General features: G+C 44.2%; 30 protein-coding genes. 20 read left to right on the forward strand and 10 right to left on the reverse strand.

Annotated features, from left to right (window positions below; genetic code table 11):
- Positions 1-81: 81 nt before the first annotated feature.
- From DN53_RS03370 to DN53_RS03380, 3 genes are read left to right on the forward strand one after another with little or no spacing between them, the layout of a single operon-like run.
- Complete coding sequence (locus DN53_RS03370; RefSeq protein ID WP_129652990.1) at positions 82-636, forward strand: thioredoxin family protein; 555 nt, start codon at positions 82-84, stop codon at positions 634-636.
- A complete protein-coding gene (locus DN53_RS03375) occupies positions 637-960 on the forward strand; it encodes a cupin domain-containing protein (protein WP_129652991.1) in 324 nt (107 codons plus the stop codon). It abuts the gene before it with no gap.
- 2 nt (positions 961-962) lie between these two features.
- Complete coding sequence (locus DN53_RS03380; protein ID WP_165357252.1) at positions 963-1,484, forward strand: GNAT family N-acetyltransferase; 522 nt, start codon at positions 963-965, stop codon at positions 1,482-1,484.
- 1 nt (position 1,485) lies between these two features.
- On the opposite strand, the gene DN53_RS03385 is transcribed toward DN53_RS03380, so the two are convergent.
- Entirely contained in the window at positions 1,486-2,028 is a 543-nt protein-coding gene (locus DN53_RS03385) for a YfiT family bacillithiol transferase (RefSeq protein ID WP_129652993.1), read from the reverse strand.
- Between the two features lie 164 nt (positions 2,029-2,192).
- On the opposite strand from DN53_RS03385, the gene DN53_RS03390 reads away from it, so the two are divergent.
- Both DN53_RS03390 and DN53_RS03395 read left to right on the forward strand, forming a co-directional pair.
- A complete protein-coding gene (locus DN53_RS03390; protein WP_129652994.1) occupies positions 2,193-2,831 on the forward strand; it encodes a peroxiredoxin in 639 nt (212 codons plus the stop codon).
- 88 nt (positions 2,832-2,919) lie between these two features.
- The gene (locus DN53_RS03395) at positions 2,920-3,114 is read left to right on the forward strand and encodes a cold-shock protein (RefSeq protein WP_116218286.1); all 195 of its coding nucleotides are present in this window, start codon (positions 2,920-2,922) and stop codon (positions 3,112-3,114) included.
- A gap of 468 nt (positions 3,115-3,582) precedes the next feature.
- On the opposite strand, the gene DN53_RS03400 is transcribed toward DN53_RS03395, so the two are convergent.
- Positions 3,583-4,515, reverse strand: coding sequence for a peptidylprolyl isomerase (locus DN53_RS03400; RefSeq protein WP_129652995.1), 933 nt, complete (start codon positions 4,513-4,515; stop codon positions 3,583-3,585).
- A gap of 135 nt (positions 4,516-4,650) precedes the next feature.
- Between DN53_RS03400 and DN53_RS03405 the strand changes: the two genes are divergently transcribed.
- The 10 genes from DN53_RS03405 to DN53_RS03445 all read left to right on the forward strand — a co-directional run bounded on the left by DN53_RS03405 (position 4,651) and on the right by DN53_RS03445 (position 11,395).
- Entirely contained in the window at positions 4,651-5,736 is a 1,086-nt protein-coding gene (locus DN53_RS03405) for a TlpA disulfide reductase family protein (RefSeq protein ID WP_129652996.1), read from the forward strand.
- A 24-nt stretch (positions 5,737-5,760) separates the two neighbouring features.
- On the forward strand, positions 5,761-6,384 hold the full coding sequence (locus DN53_RS03410) for a class I SAM-dependent methyltransferase (protein WP_129652997.1): 624 nt from the start codon (positions 5,761-5,763) through the stop codon (positions 6,382-6,384).
- Positions 6,385-6,480: 96 nt separating this feature from the next.
- Positions 6,481-6,906, forward strand: coding sequence for a hypothetical protein (locus DN53_RS18140; RefSeq protein WP_313790124.1), 426 nt, complete (start codon positions 6,481-6,483; stop codon positions 6,904-6,906).
- Positions 6,907-6,922: 16 nt separating this feature from the next.
- Positions 6,923-7,234: a helix-turn-helix domain-containing protein gene (locus DN53_RS18145; protein WP_313790125.1), complete on the forward strand. Its 312-nt coding sequence runs from the start codon at positions 6,923-6,925 to the stop codon at positions 7,232-7,234.
- Between the two features lie 93 nt (positions 7,235-7,327).
- Positions 7,328-7,900, forward strand: coding sequence for a sugar O-acetyltransferase (locus DN53_RS03420; protein WP_129652998.1), 573 nt, complete (start codon positions 7,328-7,330; stop codon positions 7,898-7,900).
- Positions 7,897-8,397, forward strand: coding sequence for a cupin domain-containing protein (locus DN53_RS03425; RefSeq protein ID WP_129652999.1), 501 nt, complete (start codon positions 7,897-7,899; stop codon positions 8,395-8,397). Before DN53_RS03420 ends, DN53_RS03425 begins: the two co-directional genes overlap by 4 nt.
- Before the next feature lie 132 nt (positions 8,398-8,529).
- The gene (locus DN53_RS03430) at positions 8,530-9,594 is read left to right on the forward strand and encodes an NAD(P)-dependent alcohol dehydrogenase (RefSeq protein ID WP_242502055.1); all 1,065 of its coding nucleotides are present in this window, start codon (positions 8,530-8,532) and stop codon (positions 9,592-9,594) included.
- A 116-nt stretch (positions 9,595-9,710) separates the two neighbouring features.
- Entirely contained in the window at positions 9,711-10,088 is a 378-nt protein-coding gene (locus DN53_RS03435) for a nuclear transport factor 2 family protein (RefSeq protein ID WP_129653001.1), read from the forward strand.
- Positions 10,089-10,113: 25 nt separating this feature from the next.
- The gene (locus DN53_RS03440) at positions 10,114-10,503 is read left to right on the forward strand and encodes a nuclear transport factor 2 family protein (protein WP_129653002.1); all 390 of its coding nucleotides are present in this window, start codon (positions 10,114-10,116) and stop codon (positions 10,501-10,503) included.
- Between the two features lie 100 nt (positions 10,504-10,603).
- Positions 10,604-11,395, forward strand: a complete 792-nt coding sequence (locus tag DN53_RS03445) for a hypothetical protein (protein WP_129653003.1) — start codon at positions 10,604-10,606, stop codon at positions 11,393-11,395.
- A 37-nt stretch (positions 11,396-11,432) separates the two neighbouring features.
- Here DN53_RS03445 and DN53_RS03450 read toward each other — a convergent pair whose 3' ends face one another.
- Complete coding sequence (locus tag DN53_RS03450) at positions 11,433-11,627, reverse strand: helix-turn-helix transcriptional regulator (protein ID WP_236640870.1); 195 nt, start codon at positions 11,625-11,627, stop codon at positions 11,433-11,435.
- Between the two features lie 85 nt (positions 11,628-11,712).
- On the opposite strand from DN53_RS03450, the gene DN53_RS03455 reads away from it, so the two are divergent.
- The 4 genes from DN53_RS03455 (at position 11,713) to DN53_RS03470 (ending at position 13,705) form a co-directional block, all read left to right on the forward strand.
- Positions 11,713-11,910, forward strand: coding sequence for a SymE family type I addiction module toxin (locus tag DN53_RS03455; RefSeq protein ID WP_129653005.1), 198 nt, complete (start codon positions 11,713-11,715; stop codon positions 11,908-11,910).
- 20 nt (positions 11,911-11,930) lie between these two features.
- Positions 11,931-12,422 carry a GNAT family N-acetyltransferase gene (locus tag DN53_RS03460; protein ID WP_129653006.1) on the forward strand — a complete coding sequence of 164 codons (492 nt, stop codon included), beginning with the start codon at positions 11,931-11,933 and terminating at the stop codon, positions 12,420-12,422.
- Between the two features lie 65 nt (positions 12,423-12,487).
- Complete coding sequence (locus DN53_RS03465) at positions 12,488-13,078, forward strand: PepSY domain-containing protein (protein ID WP_129653007.1); 591 nt, start codon at positions 12,488-12,490, stop codon at positions 13,076-13,078.
- Between the two features lie 51 nt (positions 13,079-13,129).
- Complete coding sequence (locus tag DN53_RS03470) at positions 13,130-13,705, forward strand: TMEM175 family protein (RefSeq protein WP_129653008.1); 576 nt, start codon at positions 13,130-13,132, stop codon at positions 13,703-13,705.
- Between the two features lie 7 nt (positions 13,706-13,712).
- Here the strand turns inward: DN53_RS03470 and DN53_RS03475 are convergent, their stop codons facing one another.
- Positions 13,713-15,110 carry a M20/M25/M40 family metallo-hydrolase gene (locus DN53_RS03475; protein ID WP_129653009.1) on the reverse strand — a complete coding sequence of 466 codons (1,398 nt, stop codon included), beginning with the start codon at positions 15,108-15,110 and terminating at the stop codon, positions 13,713-13,715.
- Entirely contained in the window at positions 15,107-15,991 is an 885-nt protein-coding gene (locus tag DN53_RS03480) for a PPK2 family polyphosphate kinase (RefSeq protein WP_129653010.1), read from the reverse strand. The genes DN53_RS03475 and DN53_RS03480 overlap by 4 nt, the downstream gene beginning before the upstream one ends.
- A gap of 177 nt (positions 15,992-16,168) precedes the next feature.
- On the opposite strand from DN53_RS03480, the gene DN53_RS03485 reads away from it, so the two are divergent.
- Positions 16,169-16,885 carry a hypothetical protein gene (locus DN53_RS03485; protein WP_129653011.1) on the forward strand — a complete coding sequence of 239 codons (717 nt, stop codon included), beginning with the start codon at positions 16,169-16,171 and terminating at the stop codon, positions 16,883-16,885.
- Position 16,886: 1 nt separating this feature from the next.
- On the opposite strand, the gene DN53_RS03490 is transcribed toward DN53_RS03485, so the two are convergent.
- From DN53_RS03490 to DN53_RS03510, 5 genes are read right to left on the reverse strand one after another with little or no spacing between them, the layout of a single operon-like run.
- Positions 16,887-18,050, reverse strand: a complete 1,164-nt coding sequence (locus DN53_RS03490) for a sigma-54-dependent transcriptional regulator (protein WP_129653012.1) — start codon at positions 18,048-18,050, stop codon at positions 16,887-16,889.
- 9 nt (positions 18,051-18,059) lie between these two features.
- Positions 18,060-18,905: a DUF6268 family outer membrane beta-barrel protein gene (locus DN53_RS03495; protein WP_242502056.1), complete on the reverse strand. Its 846-nt coding sequence runs from the start codon at positions 18,903-18,905 to the stop codon at positions 18,060-18,062.
- A 55-nt stretch (positions 18,906-18,960) separates the two neighbouring features.
- Entirely contained in the window at positions 18,961-19,845 is an 885-nt protein-coding gene (locus DN53_RS03500) for a mechanosensitive ion channel family protein (RefSeq protein WP_129653013.1), read from the reverse strand.
- Position 19,846: 1 nt separating this feature from the next.
- Entirely contained in the window at positions 19,847-21,184 is a 1,338-nt protein-coding gene (locus DN53_RS03505; RefSeq protein ID WP_165357284.1) for an ABC transporter permease, read from the reverse strand.
- Positions 21,177-22,115 (reverse strand): ABC transporter ATP-binding protein, encoded by a 939-nt coding sequence (locus tag DN53_RS03510; RefSeq protein ID WP_207211066.1) that lies wholly within the window; start codon positions 22,113-22,115, stop codon positions 21,177-21,179. The genes DN53_RS03505 and DN53_RS03510 overlap by 8 nt, the downstream gene beginning before the upstream one ends.
- Positions 22,116-22,263 lie beyond the last annotated feature (148 nt).

Consider the following 22,263-nt stretch of genomic DNA (forward strand, 5'->3'; position numbering starts at 1 on the left):
GTGTTACCATCACAATATACAGGATTCTTTCCATTAGAAGAAAGCTCATGAATTTTATACCTTTAAACCCTAAAAAAAGATATGGCCCGTACCCCAAGTAACATGCTCGCATTGGGCACCAAAGCTCCAGAATTTGAATTATTGGACACCGTATCCAATGAGACCCTTTCCTTGGAAAAACTGAAGGGAAAGAACGGAACCGTGGTAATGTTCATCTGCAATCATTGTCCTTTTGTGATCCATGTAAACCCGGAACTATCCAAATTGGGAAAGGAATACCAAGCCAAAGGAATTGGCTTTGTCGCCATTTCCAGTAATGATGTGGTCAATTATCCGCAAGATGCCCCTGACCTTATGAAAGAGAAGGCCAAGGCAATGGAATATTCGTTTCCATATCTATATGATGAGACCCAAGAAGTGGCCAAGGCCTATGATGCCGCCTGCACCCCAGATTTTTATCTGTTCGATGCGAATTTGGAGCTGGTTTACAGGGGACAACTGGACGATTCAAGACCAGGGAATGGCCTGCCCTTGACCGGTAGCGACCTGCGCAATGCCATGGATGCCGTTTTAAACGGAAACGCTGTCGATTCCAATCAGAAACCCAGTATTGGCTGCAATATTAAATGGAAATAAATGAAGTTCAATCCCAAAGAAGCACTCCAACAATTATCAGCCCAGGACGGTCCTTTTATAAACTTGTTTGAGCATGGCACCTTGTCCGTTGAGATCTATAAACCGGAAAAGGTGGACCTACAACAACCCCATTCCAGGGATGAAGTATATGTGGTCATTTCGGGAAGTGGTGAGTTTTTGAACAATGGAGAAAGAACTACCTTTTCGCAAGGTGATTTTCTTTTTGTACCAGCCGGGGTCGAACATCGATTTGAAAACTTTACCGATGATTTTGCCACTTGGGTACTTTTTTATGGCCCTGAAGGAGGGGAAAATAACCCATGAGCATGGAAGCTACTTTAGAAACTGTAGATCTATCCACATTGGACATGTACTGTTCGGTTGGGCAAAAATCGTATCGGGAGCATTATCTCCATTTATGGGAAAATGAGGACCCAACCCCATACATTGCCCATAGCCTTGAAAAATCTGTTGTGATGCAAGAGTTAGAGGACCCCAATGCGGCCCACTACCTTGTAAAAGTTGGACAGGAAGTCGCTGGAATTGTAAAATTGGTCAAGAATTGCGGTATTGATGAGCTTTCTGATGACATTTCCCTAAAAGCAGAAAAAATCTATCTACTGAAAGCCCATTCCGGCAAGGGACTGGGCAAAAAAGTGCTTCAACTGATCGAACAGGAAGCCTTGGCGCTAAAAAAGAAAGTGATCTGGTTGGATACCATGCAAAAGGGAAATCCCATTCAGTTTTATCAGAAAAATGGATTTGTGGTAAAACGGGAAAGCGAGCTTACCTTGGCTGGAGCCAAAGCTTCTGAAAAAGCCATGTACATTTTGACCAAAACCCTTTAAATCACCACCCTTTTCGTTCCAAAAGGTTCTTGATATGGGCGAAATGGTGACTACCATGCCATGCGTAGCGTCCAATATTCTCTTTTAGGGTGGTCTCTTCATTCCCATCCGGATGGGTAAACTTCCGTTGAAGTTCTTCTTCTGACAGCCCTTTCAACAGATAGACCAACTTGGCATGCACTACCTTCAAATGGTCCAATGACATCTGTATGGGAGCAGATTTGGAATCAAACAACGCTGTCCAAGCCTTCTCATCATACGGTTTGATCAATGGGTTATCTTCGGTAAGCGCCCATTTAAACCGGATGTAGCTATGGTGGTGACTGTCCGCAATGTGATGCACCAATTGTCTTACGGTCCAACCCCCCGGTCTATAGGGAGTTTCCAATTGATCCTCGGAAAGTGGGATAACCATTTCGGCCAAGCGTTGGGGAAGATGCTCCAAAACCGCGATCCATTCATCCAAATGTTCCTGTGTGATCGGATTGGGAATTTGATAATGCCCAATAGGGTAACGAAGTTGCTCCAATTGTTCTTTTTCCATACACCAAAAATAAGGAACTCTTCCACAGAATAGGATAGCGTTCAATCATAAAACGCAGAAGCGACCTCAATTTTAATACACTTTTAACGCCATGAAAAACATGCAATTAAATTATCTACTAATTTTGTAGGACAACTATTTTTTAATCTAAAAACAAAACATATATGGCCGCATTACGATTGGGCGATACCGCTCCTGATTTCACTGCCTCAACTTCTGAGGGCACATTGAACTTTTACGACTATCTTGGTGATGGTTGGGGTATCCTTTTTTCGCATCCCGCTGATTTTACCCCGGTATGCACAACAGAACTGGGCACAGCTGCCAAGTTCAAGGGCGAATTTGACAAACGCAATGTAAAAATGATGGCATTGAGCGTTGATGGTGCCGAATCCCACAAAGAATGGATCAAGGATATCAATGAAACACAGAACACCGTGGTCAATTTTCCCATCATTGCCGATGAGGACAAAAAAGTGTCCGACCTATATGATATGATCCACCCCAATGCAAATGATACGCTTACCGTTCGTTCGGTATTTATCATTGGCCCGGACAAAAAGGTAAAATTGATCTTGACCTATCCCGCATCCACAGGACGGAACTTCTACGAGCTTTTAAGGGTTGTAGACTCCCTACAATTGACCTCCAACCATAAAGTGGCCACACCCGCAAACTGGAAAAATGGGGAAAAGGTTGTGGTCAGTCCAGCCATACCCACCGAAGAAGCAAAGCAAATCTTTTCGGGTGGGGTTGAAGAAGTTAAGCCGTATTTGAGGTTGACACCGGACCCCACTGCATAATCTTTTTTTGAGAAAAAATAACAAAAACCCTAATTATCAATAAATTAAACGTACATTCGCTGCTCAAATTAATTTTTTAGTATTTATTATGAGTAAAGGAACAGTAAAATTCTTCAACGATTCAAAAGGTTATGGCTTTATCACTGAAGAAGGTTCAGAAACAGATCACTTTGTACACATTTCAGGTCTAATCGATGAAATTAGGGAAGGTGACGTTGTAGAATTCGAACTACAACAAGGTAAAAAAGGATTGAACGCCGTAAACGTACAAGTTATTGATTAAGGTACAAACGCTCTTTTTTATAAATAAAACCCGGGTTTTTCCCGGGTTTTTTATTTTTTAAAAAATTGAACGCAACCTCTTTTCTTTTTTATATCTATCCTATAAAGAACGTTCCCCACAACCATTAAATAAAAATGCTATGAACACTTTTTTTGGGATACTCCTTCTCCTTTTGGTCGTTAACGCACTGCTACTTATTCTGAGTGTCAATGGCTCCAAAAAAGGCTTCTTCGGTGGAATTTTTCACAAAAATTAGGCCTCAACCTAAATATCAAGACAATACGGTAGGGGTTTTCCACGTTCAATTGTTATCATAGAAAGACAATATCCTATTATGGGCACATTCTTTACCGTTTTACTACTATTACTTTTCCTGAACTTCTGCTTGCTTTTGGTCAGTGTCAATAGAGCCAAATAAAAAGCCTCCTGTTTAGGAAGCTTTTTATGTTGCACATCTCTGGAAGTTATTTATTTGACACCCATAAGTTCCACATCAAAGATCAACGTGGCATCAGGCGGAATAACCCCTCCGGCTCCAGCACTTCCATAGGCCAAGTGTGAAGGAATCACAAAACGGGCCTTATCACCCACTTGCAATAGACCAATTCCTTCATCCCATCCTGGAATGACCTGACCTACACCCAAGCTGAAGTCAATGGGTTGATTTCTTTTATAGGAGGAATCAAAAACCTGTCCATCGGACAAACATCCCTCATAATGTACAGAAACCGTGCTGCCTTTTTGAGGTTTGGCCCCACTCCCTTTTTGAATGATCTTGTATCGAAGACCACTGTCGGTTTTGTCAAACCCAGCGGCCAATTCTTCCATCTCCGCTTCGGCTTTGGCCTTGGCTTCCGCAATTCGTTTCTCCCGGGCTCCCTCAAAGGTCCTGAAAGCCTCAATGGCATTCCAGTTTTGGGCGTCGTCCCCTACCCTCACAATTTCCAAACTTTCAATTGCATCGCCTTGGGCAATGGCGTCCACTACTTCCTGCCCATGCTCCACATGTCCAAAAACAGTATGCTTGTTGTCCAACCACGGTGTGGCCACATGGGTAATAAAAAACTGGCTCCCATTGGTACCAGGACCTGCATTGGCCATGGAAAGCACTCCCGGCCCCTCATGGGTCAACTCTGGGTGGAACTCATCATCAAATTTATATCCCGGGTCACCGGTACCGGTTCCCAAAGGACACCCCCCTTGAATCATAAAATCCGCAATCACCCTGTGGAACTTCAGTCCATCATAATAGGGTTTGCCCTGGGGTTTTGCCGAATTTTCCATGTTACCTTCTGCCAAAGCCACAAAATTACCCACGGTACCCGGGGTTTTGTCATACGTAAGCTTTACCAATATTTCACCTTTGGAGGTGTTGAATTTCGCGTAGATGCCGTCTTCCATATCTTCTGATTATAAAAATTATTGGGTATTATCTTTTACAAGATTGCAAAGGTAGGGGTTTTAAAGGGCAATCCCTTGAAGGTCCGATCTTTTGCCAAATAAGAAGTATTTTTATAGAGCAAAATTCGCCATCCAATGAAACAACTCTGCATCATCTTCCTAATATTTGCAATAACAATTTCATGCCAAAACAAAACAGGTACCGATGGGTATAACATCCAAGGAACCGCAAAGAATGTACCTGATGGAACCCATATTCTCCTGTACTTCTTTCCCAACACCCATAAAGTTGTGGACTCTACGGTTGTCATGGGTGAAAAGTTTCAGTTTAAGGGAAATCTGGACCGTCCTACTTTGGCCCATGTACGAATGCCCAATAGCAGGGACGACAAGACCTTCTGGTTGGAAAATGCCAAAATAAGGGTTGTTGGCGAAAAAGGACGTTTTTCGGATGCCGAAATAACCGGCTCCAAAACACAGGATGAGTCCGCTTTACTTTTGGCACGCAAAGATTCCCTTTTTAATGAAATGGAAAAATTGGAGGCCATGGTAACGGACAGCAATAGGGATTCCCTTTTTACAATCTATGAGCAAATGCAGAATGTGGAGGTGGGCATTAACCAAAAGTTTATTGCGGAATATCCAGAATCCTATGAAAGCCTTACCCGATTGAACTGGTCCAAGGAACGTCTTGGGAGCCATAAGACCGAGCAATTGTTTTCTTCCTTGGGCACGGAACTACAGACTTCGGAAGAAGGAAAGGCCATACAGGAATTCATTGCCAAGAACCAGACCCTTGCCATCGGTGACACCTATGTCGATTTTGAACAGTCCGACCCAGATGGTCAAATGGTCCGACTTTCTAACGTAAAAGGCAAGTATACCTTATTGGAATTTTGGGCTTCTTGGTGCGGGCCATGCCGAAGTTTCAATCCTGAACTGGTGGAACTCTATGACCAGTACCATGACCAAGGATTTGAAATCTTGGGAGTTTCCTTGGATTCCGATGAAAATCGATGGAAAGGGGCCATTGAAAAAGATGGGCTCACTTGGACCAACGTTAGTGACCTAAAAGGAGCCAACAATGAAGCCGCCATGATCTATGGGGTACGGGACATCCCGGACAATTTACTCATTGATGAAAATGGAAAAATCGTGGCACGGTTTATCCGCGGGGACGCCCTAAAAAACAAGCTCAAAGAAGTATTTGAAATCAAATAGGAAGACCCTTTAAAATAAAAAAGCATGAGTGACCCTTGGTTAAAACGATGGGACGAACGGTATAGCAACACCGCATACGCCTTTGGGGAAAAACCCAATGAGTATCTGCGAGAACAATTACAAAAACTTCAGCCCGGGAACATCCTTTTTGCGGCTGAGGGCGAAGGCCGCAATGCCGTGTATGCCGCCAAATTGGGATGGACCGTTTCCGCATTCGACATCAGTACCGAAGGACGTAAAAAAGCATTGCAGCTCGCCGAAAAGAACCAAGTTTCCTTGGACTACAAAGTAGGCCAACTTCCAAATTTGGAGTATACCAAAGGGCAATTTGATGCCATTGCATTGATCTATGCCCATTTTCCAGCCTCCATTAAATCCGCATACCACAAACTGCTCAACAACTATTTACGTAAGGGGGGAACGGTGATCTTTGAGGCTTTTGGAAAAAAACATCTGCCGTACCGAGAGAAAAATCCCAAAGTAGGTGGCCCAAGGGATTTGGAAAGCCTTTTCTCCATAGAGGAATTGCTCGAAGATTTTACGGATTACGAAATTACCGAACTTGTGGAAAAGGAAGTTGAGCTCAATGAAGGGCTTTACCACTCGGGAACTGGTTCGGTGGTGCGGTTTGTAGGGACCAAGAAATAATGCCTGACGCTTCTACCCCTAAAAAATGATCAGGGGCTGTAAAATTCGAGACTTTTTAATAGAAAAATATTTGAATTCCTTAACTTTAGGGTTGCTATGCGTACCCTATCAGACTTCAATACCGAGCTCAAACTAAAAGGCTTCAATGTTTTCCAAATCGAGGAAGATGGCAATGCGACCCGCGTATACAGCCGTAAGGAATTTTACAAAATTTGCCTGACTACGGGCAAGAGCAAAATCCATTACGCCGATAGGACCTTTGATGCGGAGGGCACCGTCCTATTTTTTGGGAATCCACATATCCCCTATTCCTGGGAGACACTTTCCACCAGTTATGTGGGCTATACCTGTTTGTTCTCGGAAGATTTTTTGGATCCGCACAACCGGTCGGACAGCTTGCAGAAATCGCCACTGTTCAAGTTGGACGGTACTCCTATTTTGAACATTACGGAAGAACAGCGAGAATTTCTGAACGGTATCTTCCAGAAAATGATAGAGGAACAAAAATCCGACTACCCGTAGGCTGGCCTCCGTATTTATGGAACTTTTGGAACGCCAATTTCCCATTGAAAGCCCCGACCGCCCCCTTCAACTGAGGAGTGCAAAGGATTATGCCAAACAACTGTCGGTACATGTCAACTATCTGAACCGGGCCGTGAAAGAAGTCACGGGAAAGTCCACAACAGGCCATATTTCGGATAGGATAACCCTTGAGGCCAAATCCATTCTACAGCATACGGACTGGAACATTTCCGAGGTTGCCTATGCCTTGGGATTTGAATACCCCACCTACTTCAACAATTTCTTTAAAAAACACACTGGGGCCACCCCGACCTCATTGAGAGCATAAGAGTTTGAATTTTATACATATTGGTTTGAAAGTCTTTATCCATTCAGGATAAGGCCATCTACCTTTGTATCGAGAAAACAAAAAAGCGTGGGATTGCAGGATATACATATCTTCGAACGGCTCAGGAAAGGGGAAACCGTACCTTTCAATGACCCCGAATATCCCCATATCAGAAAGGAATGCGGGGATACAAGGAAACTGTTGGTCCAATTGAACAATTCCACAGACCCTGCCGAAATACGGGAGATCCTGGGAAAGATCACCAATTCCCAAATTGATGCCGGCACAGGGATTTTCACCCCTTTCCATATCAATTATGGCAAGAACACGAAGCTTGGCAAGAATGTATTCATAAACTTCGGCTGTACTTTTCTGGATTTGGGCGGTATCACTCTGGAAGACAACGTTATGCTGGCTCCAAACGTCCGGTTACTGTCCGAAGGTCACCCCTTGCCCGCAGAAAAAAGGCAGGCACTGACCGTGGGACACATCCACCTAAAAAAGAACGTTTGGGTCGGGGCCAACGCCACCATTACCCAAGGAGTCACCATTGGTGAGAACTCCGTGGTCGCCGCTGGCGCCGTTGTCACCAAAGATGTCCCCGATAATGTTGTGGTGGGCGGAATCCCGGCAAAAATCATAAAACATATCACTGATTCAGTATGAAAACAATACACATCATTGCAGCCTTCACCATCATCTTGGTGGTTTCCTGCAACGAACAAAAATCAAAGAACATGAAAGAAAAAGAAGAATCAAAAGAAACTGCATTGGAGGCCATATTCCCCAAAGGGGAAAAGGGACCTGCCGAATTTTTCACTGGGAATGCCTATAACTATGGCCTCGTCCCCATGGATTCCATCTACACCAGCTTGGTGGGCAATGTGTATTTTGAGCCTGGAGCCAGGAGCAATTGGCACACCCACCCTTCCGGGCAGATTTTGATCATTACCGATGGGGTTGGGTACCATCAAATTGAGGGTCAGCCCATTGAAATCATAAAAAAGGGCGATGTGATAAAATGTCCTCCCAATGCAAAGCATTGGCATGGGGCCAGCGCCGATACAGGCCTACAGCAACTCTACATTGTTCCCAACACCGAAAATGGGGTCGTGGACTGGATGGAGGCCGTGACCGACGAACAGTACAACACAGCCGAATAAGCACCAATGAAATCAGGGAAACAACAATCGCGGAGGGGATTCATCCAACAGTCTGCCATGACCGGTGCTGGCCTCATGTTAAGTGGCCCCATACCCCTCTTTGCACAACACACACATTCAAAAAATACAACTATGAAAAAGAACATTACCTCCAAAGGGTATGCCGCATTTGATGCATCGGGAACCCTAAAACCATGGGAATTTGAACGTAGGCCCGTGGGCGATGACGACATCCTCATCGAAATCAAATACGCCAGCATTTGCCACTCGGACATCCACCAGATGAAAGGCGATTGGGGACCACAACAATATCCACAAATCCCCGGACACGAGATTGTGGGGGTGGTTGCCGAGGTAGGCAAAAATGTCACCAAATTCAAAGTGGGCGACCGCGCCGGCGTGGGATGTATGGTGGACAGCTGCATGGAATGCCATAGCTGCACCCATGGCGAGGAACATTTTTGCGAAAGGGGCGAAACCGTGTTCACCTACGGGTACCCCGAAGCTTCTTCCCCCACCGGGATTTCCCAAGGAGGCTATGCCACCAACATTGTGGTTCGCGATCATTTTGCGGTACATATCCCAGAGCACATCAGTTTTCAGGAGGCCGCTCCCCTACTTTGCGCAGGGATAACTACTTATTCGCCCATCATCAACGCCAATTTTAAATTAGGGGACAAAGTAGGGGTGGCCGGCATAGGCGGATTGGGTCATTTGGCTGTTAAACTTGCCGTGGCCAAAGGTGCCGAAGTGTATGCCTTCACCACATCCCCGGACAAGGTTGCGGATATTGAATCATGGGGCGCCAAGGAAGTGATAGTGGTTGATGAAGACCTCAAGAACCTTCAACCCTACCAGAAAAAATTGGACTATATGATCAGTACCATCCCCTACCAATATGAGGTGGCCCCGTATGTGGCCTGTGTAAAGCCCTACGGGCACTTTACCTATGTGGGCATGCCCAACGGGTTTCAATTGAGCTTTAACAATTTGGCCTTGGCCAGTTCCCGGGTCAATTTTAATGCCTCATTGATCGGGGGCATTCCCGAGACCCAAGAGGTGGTACATTTTTGTGCCGATAATGGGATCAAGCCGGAAATCCAGATCATTAAGGCCGAAGAAGTGAACGAAGCCTGGAACAAAGTGGTGAACAAGGAAGCACGGTACCGCTACGTGATCGATGCGGCCACATTTTAGGAAACTTGGACCAATACTTATTGAAATGGCCTGCGGTGTATTACATGCCGCAGGCCATTTTGTTTTTCATTTTGGTCCTACGTAAAAAACCCTGAACTTAGACCAAAACTTGCTGGATGACAAAAATCACTTCAAAGCCCAACTGCGGAAATTCCCCCAAAATGGCATTCCTGAAAGAATTCAACAGTGCGTTTGCCAAAGCCAATGCAAAGTTCCTTTTGGACAACGTAACGGATGATATCGTCTGGACCATTGTCGGGAATGGAAAAATAGAGGGTAGGGAGCAATTCGCCGATGCATTGGAACAAATGACCACCGAAAACATATCGGAATTATTCTTGGACCAGATCCTTAGCCACGGAAAAGAAGGGGCTGTACGCGGGACCATGGTGATGCGGAACGGAAAGCAGTATGCCTTTTCGGACTTTTACGAATTCAAAGGAGCCAAAGGCGAAAAGATCAAGAGCATGACCTCCTACGTCATCAAACTATAAAACGAACCGCATAGATTCACAAGGAATGAAATCGAACATTGAAACCATAAAGGAGTTGTACCAAGACTTCTCCAAAGGAGACACCAACGCCATAAAGGAGAAATTTGCCCCGGACATTGAATGGATCCAAATGAAGGGCTTTCCCAACGGAGGGCACCATATTGGGTTTGATGCCATTCTCAAGAACGTGTTCCAGAATTTTGGGGATAACTGGACCTCTTGGGCCGCAACCATTGACGAATATGTGGATGCCGGCGAATCGGTCTTTGCCATTGGACGGTACAAGGGCACTTATGCCAAAACCGGAAAATCCATGACCTCGGATTTTGCCCATCGGTATGTCCTGAAAAATGGAAAGATCACCAAGTTTACCCAATATACGGATACCAAATTGGTGGCCGAAGTGATGGAATAATTCTGTATTCTTCTGCTTCGCAAAACTGTGCAATGGATTATTGGTGGTTTTTTATTACTTTTTAGAAGGATTTCTTTGATTAAATTCAATCAAAAAATAAATGCTTCAATACTTTTTAGACTTTATCGTTCTTATTGTTTTTATCTATTCTGCTCGGATATTTTGGAGAATTGGAAAAAGAAAAAAAACAAAACAAATAAAGCTGCTACTCCAAACTATTGCTGTATTTATATTCTTCCATCTTGTTGCATTTCCTGTTGTCTATCTCATCCTAATAAAGAATGATGTTAGTAGCATTAAAATAGAGAAGGACATTGTATCATTTGAGAGAAGTGAAAAACTCAAAAAAGCTGTTGAGACAGAAAAACAAATCGAACAGCAGTTAATAGAAAAGCAGAAACCAGAATTGGAAAGTTTCATTGAAGAATACTCTTATTTTTTAAAAAAAATAAAATGGGATTCACTGGACAATAAAAAAATTGTTTTTCTTGATTCCTTCATGTTAAGGGGAAACTCCCAAAAAAACCCAATACCAGGAGGTGATTATTATAAGATAATCCAGATTTACACTTTAAAGGGATCAAAGTTATTTGAGTTTACTACAGACAGTAAAAAAACTACTTTGTCGGAAATTTTCAAAGACTATATAAAAGAAATAGAATCTGATAAAACCAGCATAGTTGAAGAAATCGAAACTATTAAAAAAGATCAATTCTGGAACTATAGACAAATATTACCATACACTTTAAACATTCTATTTACTGATAATTTCAATCCTCAAAGTAGATTCGCCAACATTATATACTTTATCCATAATATTTTTGTTGTTGGCTTTCTAATATCTTTGATGATGAATCTATTTCAGTTTTACTTGCTGAATAATGACAGGTAATATATGAAAACCCGAAAAGTTATATTCTCATTTGTTCTTAAAACCTAAAAAGCTCCAGCAAGGGCACTTCCAGAACTTGGGCAATTTCATATAAGGTGTAGACCGTGGGATTTACCCTCCCATTTTCAATCTTCTCCAAAGCTTGTCGATCTTTACCACAAGCATATGCCAAATCGGCTTGCCGCAACCCCTTTTCTTCCCGGAGTTGGACCAACCGCTTTCTGAGTTTCATTTTTAGCTCTTCTTTGTCCACAAAACAAATATCCAGAATTTCTTTCTATCCCGTGTTCGTTATTCCGAACATTTAAACTTAAATCATGCATCGAAAACTAAAAATCCATTCCAAATTCCGTCGCCGTACCTGGGACAACATTCTGGTACCGGAAATACGGTTGGAGGGCCATTGGCTCAAGGAATTGGGTTTTGAGGAAGGAAAAACGGTACAGGTGATCATGCAGGAAAAAAAGCTCACCCTTGTTATTTTGGAACAGAATCCCGACCAATCCTCCTCATAGGATCCAAACCGTTCCCAAACATGCATATAGCCTACAAACGCCTCCCCGAAATTGAAAATTCGCAGCTCATTGCCTTAATGAACCATCCCTTGGTCCGCCGCCAAATGCCCTTGCTAAAAGAAAATTTCACCGAGGAGCACTGCAAGGCCTTCATCACCGCCAAGGAACAACTGTGGCAGGAACACGGGTACGGCCCATGGGCCTTTGTGGTGGATGGCACGTTTGCAGGTTGGGGCGGCCTACAGCCCGAAAATGGGGAGGCCGATCTGGCCTTGGTCCTCCATCCAGATTATTGGGGACTGGGCAAAAGCTTGTATAAAGGTATCATTAAAAAGGCTTTTGGGGAGATGGGACTGCCTTCGGTAACCGTATTGTTCCCACCCACGCGCACCCGCGTACAAGGTTTGCTTCGTTTGGGGTTTGTAAGGGAACGTGAGCTCCATGTGGGCAATGAACGGTTCATCAGGTACCGCTTATGGAACCCAAAAACGGGAGAATCCCATAAGTCTTAAATTTCTGGAAATCTCATAAATTTTGCCGATTTTTATAGGATTGTTTGTACCGATTTTACAGTTGTATGGGGAAAAGAAAAAAGCAGGCGAAAATTTTACGGGTTTTTAGAAAAGTACACCGTACCACGGGTGCCTTTTTATTTGTGTTCTTCTTTTTCATATCGGTCTCCGGCCTGTTGCTGGGCTGGAAAAAGAACACCGCCGGGATGATCCTTCCCGAGTCGCAAAAGGGTACTTCCACCGATTTACGGGACTGGCTCCCCGTGGACAGCCTGCACACCATTGCCTGCAACACCTTGCACAACTCCGTTTCGCCACAGCTTTCCTTGGAACTGGACCGGATTGATATGCGCAAGGACAAGGGCATGGTAAAGTTTGTCTTTGTGGACGAATACTACGAGGTACAATTGGATGCTGCCACGGGCGATGTGCTTTCTGTAGGTCAACGCCGATCGGATTTTTTGGAAAAAGTACATGACGGCTCCATTCTGGACCGTTATCTGGGAACTTCGGGAGTGATAAAATTGGTGTACACCACGGTAATGGGAGTTTCGCTACTGGTCTTTACCATCACCGGTTTTTGGCTGTGGTACGGCCCCAAAAAAATGCGAAAGACCACAAAGCCCAAGCTTGTTTCAACCTCAAAGTTGGGGTGAATGGTCATTTTGGTATATTAGGCGTACGATCTAACCCTAAATACCACTATTATGACCAAAGGACGAATGGAAGCTTTCAGCGATGGCGTACTGGCCATCATCATCACCATCATGGTTTTGGAAATCAAGGTTCCCCACGGGGAGGAATTCACGGACCTTGTACCTTTGATCCCGGTTTTTTTGAGCTATGTGCTCAGTTTTATCTATTTGGGCATCTATTGGAACAACCATCACCACATGATGCACACGGTAAAAAAAGTCACGGGAAAGGTACTTTGGGCCAATCTGCATCTTTTGTTCTGGCTCTCCTTGGTTCCCTTTGTGACCGGATGGATGGGTGAAAACCATTTTGCGGAAAACCCAATTGCCCTATATGGTGTCATCCTTTTGATGGCGGCATTGGCATATTTCTATCTACAGTACACCATCATTAAAACACAGGGAGAGGACTCCGTATTGAAAAAGGCGGTAGGCAAGGACTTGAAAGGCAAACTTTCCCCCATTCTATACCTTATTGGAATCGCTTTTGCTTGGATCACCCCATGGGTATCCGGGGCCATGTTTGTCTTGGTGGCCCTGATTTGGCTCATCCCAGACAAAAGAATCGAACGGATGTTGGAAGGTTAATACCCGATTACCCCTTTATTTTTGAGGTTGGGATGGCACCGTATTTATCCATTAGGTACACCAGACTGGCCATGGAGGCTGCGCCCAGTTCCAGCTCGCGTTTGTTCACATGCTCAAAAGTGTCGTTCTCGGCATGGTGATGGTCAAAATACCGCTGTGAATCGGGCACCAGACCGGCCAGGACAATATCCGGGTTTTTCATGGGGCCAATGTCGGCACCACTATACCCTTTCACGAACAAATGGATCAGATAAGGCTCGAACAAACTTTTCCAGCTTTGGATCTGGTCAAAATTTTCATCGGAACAATCCAGAGAAAAACCCCTTGGGGTAAATCCACCTGAATCGCTTTCCAAGGCAAAGACGTGGTTTTCGTTCTTGCTTTGGGCCACTTCGGCATATTTGTTACCTCCGCGGAGGCCGTTTTCCTCATTCATGAACAACACTACGCGAATGGTACGCTTGGGCTTGTATCCCGTTTTCTTCAACAATCGAAGAACGTCCATGCTCTGTACACAACCGGCACCATCGTCGTGGGAACCATCGCCCAAATCCCAAGAATCCAAATGTCCACCTACGACCATGACTTCATTGGGATAGGTACTTCCCTTGATCTCGCCAATGACGTTGTAGGATTGCACATCCTCGTATTGTTTGCAGTTCTGCTTAAAATAAAATTTGATATTGGGGTTGAGTTTTAGGGTGGTGCTCAACAAATCGGCCCCGTTGGTACTGATGGCCGCCGCCGGAATCCTTTGCGAAACGGGCGTATCGCCATAGCTCATGGAGCCTGTATGCGGATAATCATCCGAGCGCAGGTTCATGGAACGCACGATCACACCCAAAGCACCATATTTGGCCGCCTCGGCAGCACCGGAATACCGTTGGTCCACACAACCGGAATAGGATGCAAAAGTACTGATCAGTGTAGGGTCCATTGGGCGGTTGTAAAAAACAATTTTTCCGGCAATTTTGTCCTTACCCAGTTTTTGAAGGTCTTCTATCCCCTGCACCTCAACAATATTGGCCTTTAGGCCACCATCTGGCGTGGCCACGGAACCTCCCAAGGCACAAATGGGCATGTTGGTAGTGAGTCCAGGTTTGGTCTCCATATAGGCAAACTCCGGGAGTCCCCTCACCCATTTGGGCACCATTACGGGCTGCAACCATACTCGGTCCAAGCCCAGGGAATCCAATTGGCCTTTGGTGTACTCCACGGCCTGTTGGGCCTGTACCGAACCTGACAAACGACCACCAATCTGATTGGAAAGGTAATTCAACCATTCGTACGCCTGCCCATCGGTTAGGGCTTTGTCGTATATGGCCTTGATCTGTTTTTCGTCATCGGATTGTGAAAAAAATGGGGTACTTGCCAGCAAAAGGGCCAAAAGGAGTACTTTTCTCATGGGGATTCTTTTTCCAGTTCTTGTTTAAAGGTTTCTAAATTAGCCTTTATTTTATCATCGAGCTCGGGTTCCTTGATATCTTTGTACTTTTTTAACGCTTCCAGCATGACGGATGCCACAATGACCCGGGCCGCCTCTTTGTTGTCCGCCGGAACCACAAACCAAGGCGCATGGTCCTTGGAAGTTTTGTTCAGGGCTTCCTCATAACATTTTTGATAGTCGCCCCAAAGTTTGCGCTCTTCAAGATCACCGGGAGAGAATTTCCAGTTTTTTCGCTTTAAATGGATTCTACGCAATAATCGCTGACGTTGTTCTTCCTTGGAGAGGTGTAAAAAAAACTTAAAGATCACGGTCCCATTTTCGGCCACATGCTTTTCAAAATCATTGATTTGTCTGTAGCGCTTCTCCCAAAAAGCATCATCTATATCGGAGACGGACTCCACATCCGGTAAATTTTCACCTAAAATATATTCGGGGTGCACCTTGGTGACCAGTACATTTTCATAATGGGTCCTGTTGAATACGGAAAACTTGCCCCGTTCCGGCAAGGCAACATAATGCCTCCATAGATAGTCATGCCGCAATTCCAATGGGGTGGGTACCTTAAAACTATGGACTACCACTCCCCTTGCATTGAAGTCTTTGAAGACTTCCCTGATCAAGCTGTCCTTTCCTGCGGTATCCATGCCCTGCAAACAAAGTAAGACCCCATATTTTCCATGGGCGTACATAGTGTCCTGGAACTCCCCCAAATCCTTCCGGATATTCTTGAGTGCCTTTTTCAATTCCTTTTCAGAGGCCCCAAAATCCTGATATGTAGCTAATTGAGATAAATCTACCTCTTCTTTTACCCTATATGTTTCCGTATTGATTCTTTCCATGGGATTGAATATAGTCCATTTTATCCACTCTTTCAACTGATAAAAAACTGCCGTTCATCGACATTTTTACCGTTTATGGGACAAGAGTGCTTTTTTATCGATTTTATTCCACCTTCGCTCTGGCTTGCCCCTAACTTAGTGAAACCTAAAAACGCAACGTCCCAAATCCAATGCGTTATGAAATGTAGAAAGATTACCCTACTTATGGTCTTCGCCATGGTCCCTCTTGGCCTATGGCCCATGACATCCACATCAAGCGCCAATGCTTGTGAATATGCCAATTCCAACCTCGAGTACATCAAGAGCAAAATTGAGGATGCCGTTGTTGCCAAAGACTTTGGAATGGCAAAATACCATGCCTACAAAGCTTTGAACGGCATCGAAAAAACCCGGTCCAACTTTTTGGATTGCGGTTGCGAGGGCACCATTGAAAGTCTTGAAAATGTACTTACTGAACTAAAGATTGCCACAAAGACCGATTCATTCAAAACTTCCAAAAAATCACTGCACCTTGCCTTGGAGAATACCATGATAGGCATTAAGGTTTTACGAGTCTATGAACAGGAAAACACCAGCGTCTACAGCAACTCCATGTTGGTAATGAATACAAAAGAAGCCTTGGACAACCAAAATGGGATGTTCCTTACCCATGACGGTGCTGTAAAACAACAGGTACACAATTGTCTTTTGGGCTTTGAATCTTCCTTGGAAAAAGTGGTAAAGGAAGTGGATTGCAATGAGGCACGAAGGTTTGTCAACAATATTTATGAGGAATCCCGGTTGATTTTGCTCAACACAGAACTATCTCCACACAAAAAGGAATACCATCAACGGGTAAAGACCCTGACCCAGGACGCCTTGACCCAGCTCGATGACTGTGCTGTTATCGACTGATCTATTTGCTGGCGAAGAGTTTTACGTCTTCCTCTGATACTTCCTTGCCCCCTAGAATAATAAGTCGCTCCACCACATTACGGAGCTCCCGCACATTACCGGTCCAATCATAGCTCTTGAGCAATTCGGTGGCCTTTTTGGAAAAATCCTTGGGCGCGGTGCCTTGTTCCGAAGCTATTTTCTTGGCAAAGTGTTCAATAAGAGTGGGGATATCGTCCCGTCTGTCGTTCAACGCAGGGACCTTTATCAAAATCACTGCCAAACGGTGGTAAAGGTCTTCCCTAAAATTACCTTCCTCTATTTCCTTTTTTAAATCTTTGTTGGTAGCGGCCAATACCCTAACGTCCACTTTGATGTCCTTGTCCGAACCTACCCTGGAAATCTTGTTTTCCTGGAGGGCTCGGAGCACCTTGGCCTGTGCCGAAAGGCTCATATCCCCTATCTCGTCCAAAAAGATGGTGCCTTTGTTGGCCGCCTCAAACTTTCCGGCCCTATCCTTGACCGCGGAGGTAAATGCTCCCTTTACGTGACCAAAGAGCTCACTTTCTATCAATTCGGAGGGTATGGCCGCACAGTTCACCTCAATAAAGGGGGCTGCGGACCTAGGGCTTTTTTGATGCAGCCAGTGGGCCACCAACTCTTTTCCGGTACCGTTGGACCCCGTGATCAGTACGCGGGCATCCGTTGGGGCAACCTTTTCTATCATTTCCTTGATGACCTCAATTTCTTCACTATCGCCCACCATTTCATAGTTCTTGGACACCTTCTTTTTCAAAATCTTGTTTTCTACCACCAACTCTTTTCGGTCCAGGGCATTGCGCACCGTAGTAAGCAATCGATTAAGGTCCGGTGGTTTTGAGATATAGTCAAACGCTCCCATTCGCATGGTGTTCACGGCGGTATCCAGATCACCATGCCCTGAAATCATGATGAAAGGAGTCTCCGGTTTTATTTTTTTTGCGGCCTCCAACACTTCCACCCCATCCATTTTGGGCATTTTTATATCGCAAAGGACCAAATCAAAGTCTTCTTTTTTAATGGCCTCGATACCACTCAACCCATCTTCGGCCTCTTGTACATTATAGGTATCGCTTTCTTCGACCAAAATTTTCACCAAAACCCGTCTAATGGCGGATTCGTCTTCTATTACCAAGATTTTAGACATACACGTGTTTTAAAAGATTCCTATTTTGAACCCAGTCCTAATATAAAAATTTGCCTCATTATTCAACAAATAAACATCGCCTTGTTTGTCGTTCCGCAACTTCCCTTCTTGTTCAAAGGAGCGTCCGGCCATTAGGAAAAGGGACATATTCTTGTTTATGTTGTACTGATAGCCCAACGTACCTACCAAGGCGGTCAACGATATCTTCGATGCTATTTGACTATAGGGCAAAGCAATATTGTCCTGGATATTCATAAAATATCCATCCAAGAATAGTGCCAATTCCAAAGAATGCTTTTCATTGAAGTGATGGCGAAAGTTGGAACGGGGTATTCCCATGGTGTAGGACCACTTGGGATGAAACTTCTTGTAGTAATTGATCAAGGGCAAGGGCACTGGAATACCTGTGGTACTGTTATAGGTGAGCCCCAGTACTATTCGAAAGGGCTTATCGGCATCGGGCTGTTCTTTCCAAAATGCCGCCGTGGCGTTCATAAAAAAATCATCGGTAATGGTTCCGCTTGTAAAATTGGAGGCCATTCTCGGGGTAAGAATCGCCACAAAATTCCAACTGGGATTCCATTTGGTAATGAGCCCCAAGTTCATGTCCACTACATGAAAACGAATCAGTTCACTCTTGTCAAAAGGAAAGTCTTGGGAGTATCCAATATCAAAACGGTTGTACTCCATGCCTGTAATAAGGTAATCCTTTTTGGCATTGATCTTTATGGGCAGATTGAACAGGAACTTGTACCGTTGGGTCTTGATTCCCGAATCGTTCTCTGGAATATTGAGGTATTCCACTCTTAAAATATCGGTACTCTGACCCAACACTTTTGGACCCAAAAGTACCATGAGGACTGTTAAACATCCCCAAATTATTGAATTGCGTGCCGAGGTCTTTATTGTTTTAAGGTTTTTGCTGAATGATATGTACATCTCGCTGCGGAAACGGAATACTTATATTGTTCTCTGCGAACAATGCATTGATCTTATACCGCATTTCACTCTTTACCCGCGGATCGCTAAAGCTATCATTGGTAAAAAAATGTACGGAAAACATGAGTGCCGAATCCCCAAAATCATCAAAAAGCACAAAGGGTTTGGGATTTTTCAGGATTTGTTTTTGTTCCGCGGCCACCCGCTCCAAAATCTGGGTCACCAACTGCACATTACTCCCATAGGCCACTCCCACAGTTACACTTTCGCGCGTGGTGCGGTGGTTTTGGGTGTAGTTGTACATGATATCACTGATGAACTTGTGGTTGGGTATGATCACCACCTTGTCGTCCCGGGTAATGGCCCTTGTGGTCCTGAGCTTTATCTCAAAAATCTTGCCCACTTTGTCATCCACCTCCACAATATCCCCCACTTGAAGGGATTTGTCCACAATGATCATAATACCTCCAAGAATATCCTTGAAGAGTTCCTGCAGCGCCAAACCCAAACCCACGAACAGGGCGGCAGAGGCCGTTATGATCAACGTGATGTCTATTCCCGCACCACTCAGAGTGACCAGGATCACCACTAGATAAATTACATAATTGGTAAACTTGAAGACGCTGGAAAACTTTTGCTTGTCTTCGCGCTCCATTTTATGGGTAAGTAAATATCTGATCCATTTAAGGGCAAACTTGGCCACCACAATACTGATGGTCAGCAATAGAAGCAATCCAATAGTAAGGTTGATGGTCTTTTCCCCTTCGCCAATATGGAATCCGAGGTTGAGGAAATCCTTTATGGAACCCCATATATCCTCTTTGATGATCTCCTCTATTTCGTTATCTACCTGCATGCTAATATCGTAACCACTTGATCAACTCTTTATAGGTTGGTTTTTTGCCATACATAAGTATGCCTACCCTATAGATTTTTGCCGCCAAGGACACAATTCCCAAAAAGGTAATGACCAATAGGGCTATGGACACCAACAATTGCCATAAAGGTACACCACCTTCTCCAATTCCCCCAGGCAAACGCATCAACATTACAATGGGCGAGGTGAGTGGAAATAATGAAAAACCAACAGCAATAGGACCATGTGGGTTACTGAAAACAGAAAAGAACCCCACATAAATGGCCAACATAAGCGGCAAAATAATCGGAAAAATAAATTGCTGTGTGTCTGTTTCATTGTCCACGGCGGCACCAATGGCAGCATAAATGGAACTGTAGATCAGATAGCCCAGCACAAAATAGATAAAAAACGATACGATCAACAATCCCCAAGGAATATCCAATATCTCCCTGGCATACGTCATCATCTCACTATCCATTGTGGCCAATTGCGACATCTCATTCATGGCACCGGGGGGCATATTAGAACTCTCCGCCATGGATCCCAAATCAATCCCAAAGAACATCACGGCCAAGAACAACAACAGTGAGGCGGATATCAACCAGATGGTAAACTGGGTAATCCCGGCCAGAGAGGTACCAATGATCTTGCCCAACATCAGTTGGAAGGGTTTCACCGAAGAGATGATCACCTCTATGATCCTACTGGTTTTCTCCTCAATGACACTGCGCATTACAAATCCACCATAAATAATAATGAACATCATGATGGCATAGCCGAATCCACCTCCAATAAACGCCTTGATCTCATTGATTCCCTTTACGCTCTTTTCGCCATCAAATGTGGCCAGATTGATTTCAAAAGGTTGTTCCACTTGGGAAAATTGATCTTGTGACACCCCTAATTTTTCCAATCGGCCTTGGCGTAACCGTCTTTGTATGATGCCCTCCAAGTGTTGGGTCATCTGGGTATTGGGATTGTCCTTGGTATACAGATAGGCAGATTTTGCCACTTGTTCCACGTCTTTCCCATAGGGGAGATACAATAGGCCATAATACCCCATGGAATTAATCGAGTCCTTAGCATCATCCAAGCTAAGTCCATCCAAATGGATGTAAGAGATTTGTTCCGTAGGTTTAAATTCCTGATGAAAAAAAGCACTTTCATTGAGAATGGAAATCACTCGTTTCTCATTGTCGTTTATCTTGGTGAGGTAGGCTATCAGTACAATCATGCCCACAATCAAGAGGGGACTAAGAATGGTCATGACAATAAACGAACGGTTCCTCACCTTTGCCAAATACTCCCGTCTAATAATCAAACCCAACTTACCTATCATTGTCCTTTTTGTTTACGGTTTGAATAAAAATATCGTTGGCCGAGGGTATGGTCTCCTCAAAACGGTTCACATTGGCCACACTGGAAAGTTCTGCCAATATTTTAGCGGTGTGGGACGACGGCAATTGCACCCTAAAGTCCAATTGGTTTTCTACACTATCAAAACTGGAAGATAGGATATGGTGGTTTTTGTTCAAGTTCTCCATCAAAGCATCTGCATCTTGCTGGATTTCCAATCCTACATTAAAAATATTGTTCTTATAGGCTTTTTTGATCTCAGAGAGTTTGCCATCCAATATTTTTTCCGACTTATGGATCAGGGCTATGTATTCACAAAGCTCCTCAACGGATTCCATACGGTGTGTGGAAAAAATAATGGATGTTCCCTTTTCCTTAAGCTGAAGGATCTCATCCTTGATGATATTGGCGTTTATGGGATCAAAACCGCTGAAAGGTTCATCAAAAATCAACAGTTTGGGCTCATGGAGCACCGTAACTATAAATTGGATCTTCTGGGCCATCCCTTTGGAGAGCTCTTGGATTTTTTTGTTCCACCAATCTCCAATATCCAAACGATCAAACCAATATTTTAATCGCTTTTTGGCCTCAGCCTTGGAAAGACCTTTGAGCTGCGCCAGATACAGGGCCTGTTCCCCCACCTTCATGCTCTTGTACAAACCGCGTTCTTCCGGCAAATATCCAATATAGGATATATGTTGCGGCGCCAAGGGTTCCCCATTGAACAAAATCTCCCCGGTATCCGGATGTGTTATTTGGTTGATGATACGTATAAACGAAGTCTTCCCCGCCCCATTGGGACCTAGTAGACCATAGATGCAATTCTTAGGTATATTGAGTGAAATGTTGCTCAGCGCGGTATAGTTCCCATACGATTTGGAAACATTTTTGGCAACAAGGATGTTATCCATGCATACATTTTTTTCAAAGATATGTATTTGCCCAAAAAGATTGGTTTTCCCCTAAAACAAAAACCCACCCTTAAAAATTTCAAGGATGGGAAAAAAATTGCTATGAAAAAGAAAATTAGATATTGGTCACCCAACATCAGTTTCAAAT

It is taken from the genome of Flagellimonas olearia (assembly GCF_004150225.1).
GTDB lineage: Bacteria > Bacteroidota > Bacteroidia > Flavobacteriales > Flavobacteriaceae > Flagellimonas > Flagellimonas olearia.

Coding starts and splice junctions, on each gene's coding strand:
- DN53_RS03370 (WP_129652990.1), top strand. CDS start 82: ATGGCCCGTACCCCAAGTAACATGCTCGCATTGGGCACCAAAGCTCCA.
- DN53_RS03375 (WP_129652991.1), top strand. CDS start 637: ATGAAGTTCAATCCCAAAGAAGCACTCCAACAATTATCAGCCCAGGAC.
- DN53_RS03380 (WP_165357252.1), top strand. CDS start 963: ATGGAAGCTACTTTAGAAACTGTAGATCTATCCACATTGGACATGTAC.
- DN53_RS03385 (WP_129652993.1), bottom strand. CDS start 2,028: ATGGAAAAAGAACAATTGGAGCAACTTCGTTACCCTATTGGGCATTAT.
- DN53_RS03390 (WP_129652994.1), top strand. CDS start 2,193: ATGGCCGCATTACGATTGGGCGATACCGCTCCTGATTTCACTGCCTCA.
- DN53_RS03395 (WP_116218286.1), top strand. CDS start 2,920: ATGAGTAAAGGAACAGTAAAATTCTTCAACGATTCAAAAGGTTATGGC.
- DN53_RS03400 (WP_129652995.1), bottom strand. CDS start 4,515: ATGGAAGACGGCATCTACGCGAAATTCAACACCTCCAAAGGTGAAATA.
- DN53_RS03405 (WP_129652996.1), top strand. CDS start 4,651: ATGAAACAACTCTGCATCATCTTCCTAATATTTGCAATAACAATTTCA.
- DN53_RS03410 (WP_129652997.1), top strand. CDS start 5,761: ATGAGTGACCCTTGGTTAAAACGATGGGACGAACGGTATAGCAACACC.
- DN53_RS18140 (WP_313790124.1), top strand. CDS start 6,481: ATGCGTACCCTATCAGACTTCAATACCGAGCTCAAACTAAAAGGCTTC.
- DN53_RS18145 (WP_313790125.1), top strand. CDS start 6,923: ATGGAACTTTTGGAACGCCAATTTCCCATTGAAAGCCCCGACCGCCCC.
- DN53_RS03425 (WP_129652999.1), top strand. CDS start 7,897: ATGAAAACAATACACATCATTGCAGCCTTCACCATCATCTTGGTGGTT.
- DN53_RS03430 (WP_242502055.1), top strand. CDS start 8,530: ATGAAAAAGAACATTACCTCCAAAGGGTATGCCGCATTTGATGCATCG.
- DN53_RS03435 (WP_129653001.1), top strand. CDS start 9,711: ATGACAAAAATCACTTCAAAGCCCAACTGCGGAAATTCCCCCAAAATG.
- DN53_RS03440 (WP_129653002.1), top strand. CDS start 10,114: ATGAAATCGAACATTGAAACCATAAAGGAGTTGTACCAAGACTTCTCC.
- DN53_RS03445 (WP_129653003.1), top strand. CDS start 10,604: ATGCTTCAATACTTTTTAGACTTTATCGTTCTTATTGTTTTTATCTAT.
- DN53_RS03450 (WP_236640870.1), bottom strand. CDS start 11,627: ATGAAACTCAGAAAGCGGTTGGTCCAACTCCGGGAAGAAAAGGGGTTG.
- DN53_RS03455 (WP_129653005.1), top strand. CDS start 11,713: ATGCATCGAAAACTAAAAATCCATTCCAAATTCCGTCGCCGTACCTGG.
- DN53_RS03460 (WP_129653006.1), top strand. CDS start 11,931: ATGCATATAGCCTACAAACGCCTCCCCGAAATTGAAAATTCGCAGCTC.
- DN53_RS03465 (WP_129653007.1), top strand. CDS start 12,488: ATGGGGAAAAGAAAAAAGCAGGCGAAAATTTTACGGGTTTTTAGAAAA.
- DN53_RS03470 (WP_129653008.1), top strand. CDS start 13,130: ATGACCAAAGGACGAATGGAAGCTTTCAGCGATGGCGTACTGGCCATC.
- DN53_RS03475 (WP_129653009.1), bottom strand. CDS start 15,110: ATGAGAAAAGTACTCCTTTTGGCCCTTTTGCTGGCAAGTACCCCATTT.
- DN53_RS03480 (WP_129653010.1), bottom strand. CDS start 15,991: ATGGAAAGAATCAATACGGAAACATATAGGGTAAAAGAAGAGGTAGAT.
- DN53_RS03485 (WP_129653011.1), top strand. CDS start 16,169: ATGAAATGTAGAAAGATTACCCTACTTATGGTCTTCGCCATGGTCCCT.
- DN53_RS03490 (WP_129653012.1), bottom strand. CDS start 18,050: ATGTCTAAAATCTTGGTAATAGAAGACGAATCCGCCATTAGACGGGTT.
- DN53_RS03495 (WP_242502056.1), bottom strand. CDS start 18,905: ATGGTACTTTTGGGTCCAAAAGTGTTGGGTCAGAGTACCGATATTTTA.
- DN53_RS03500 (WP_129653013.1), bottom strand. CDS start 19,845: ATGCAGGTAGATAACGAAATAGAGGAGATCATCAAAGAGGATATATGG.
- DN53_RS03510 (WP_207211066.1), bottom strand. CDS start 22,115: ATGGATAACATCCTTGTTGCCAAAAATGTTTCCAAATCGTATGGGAAC.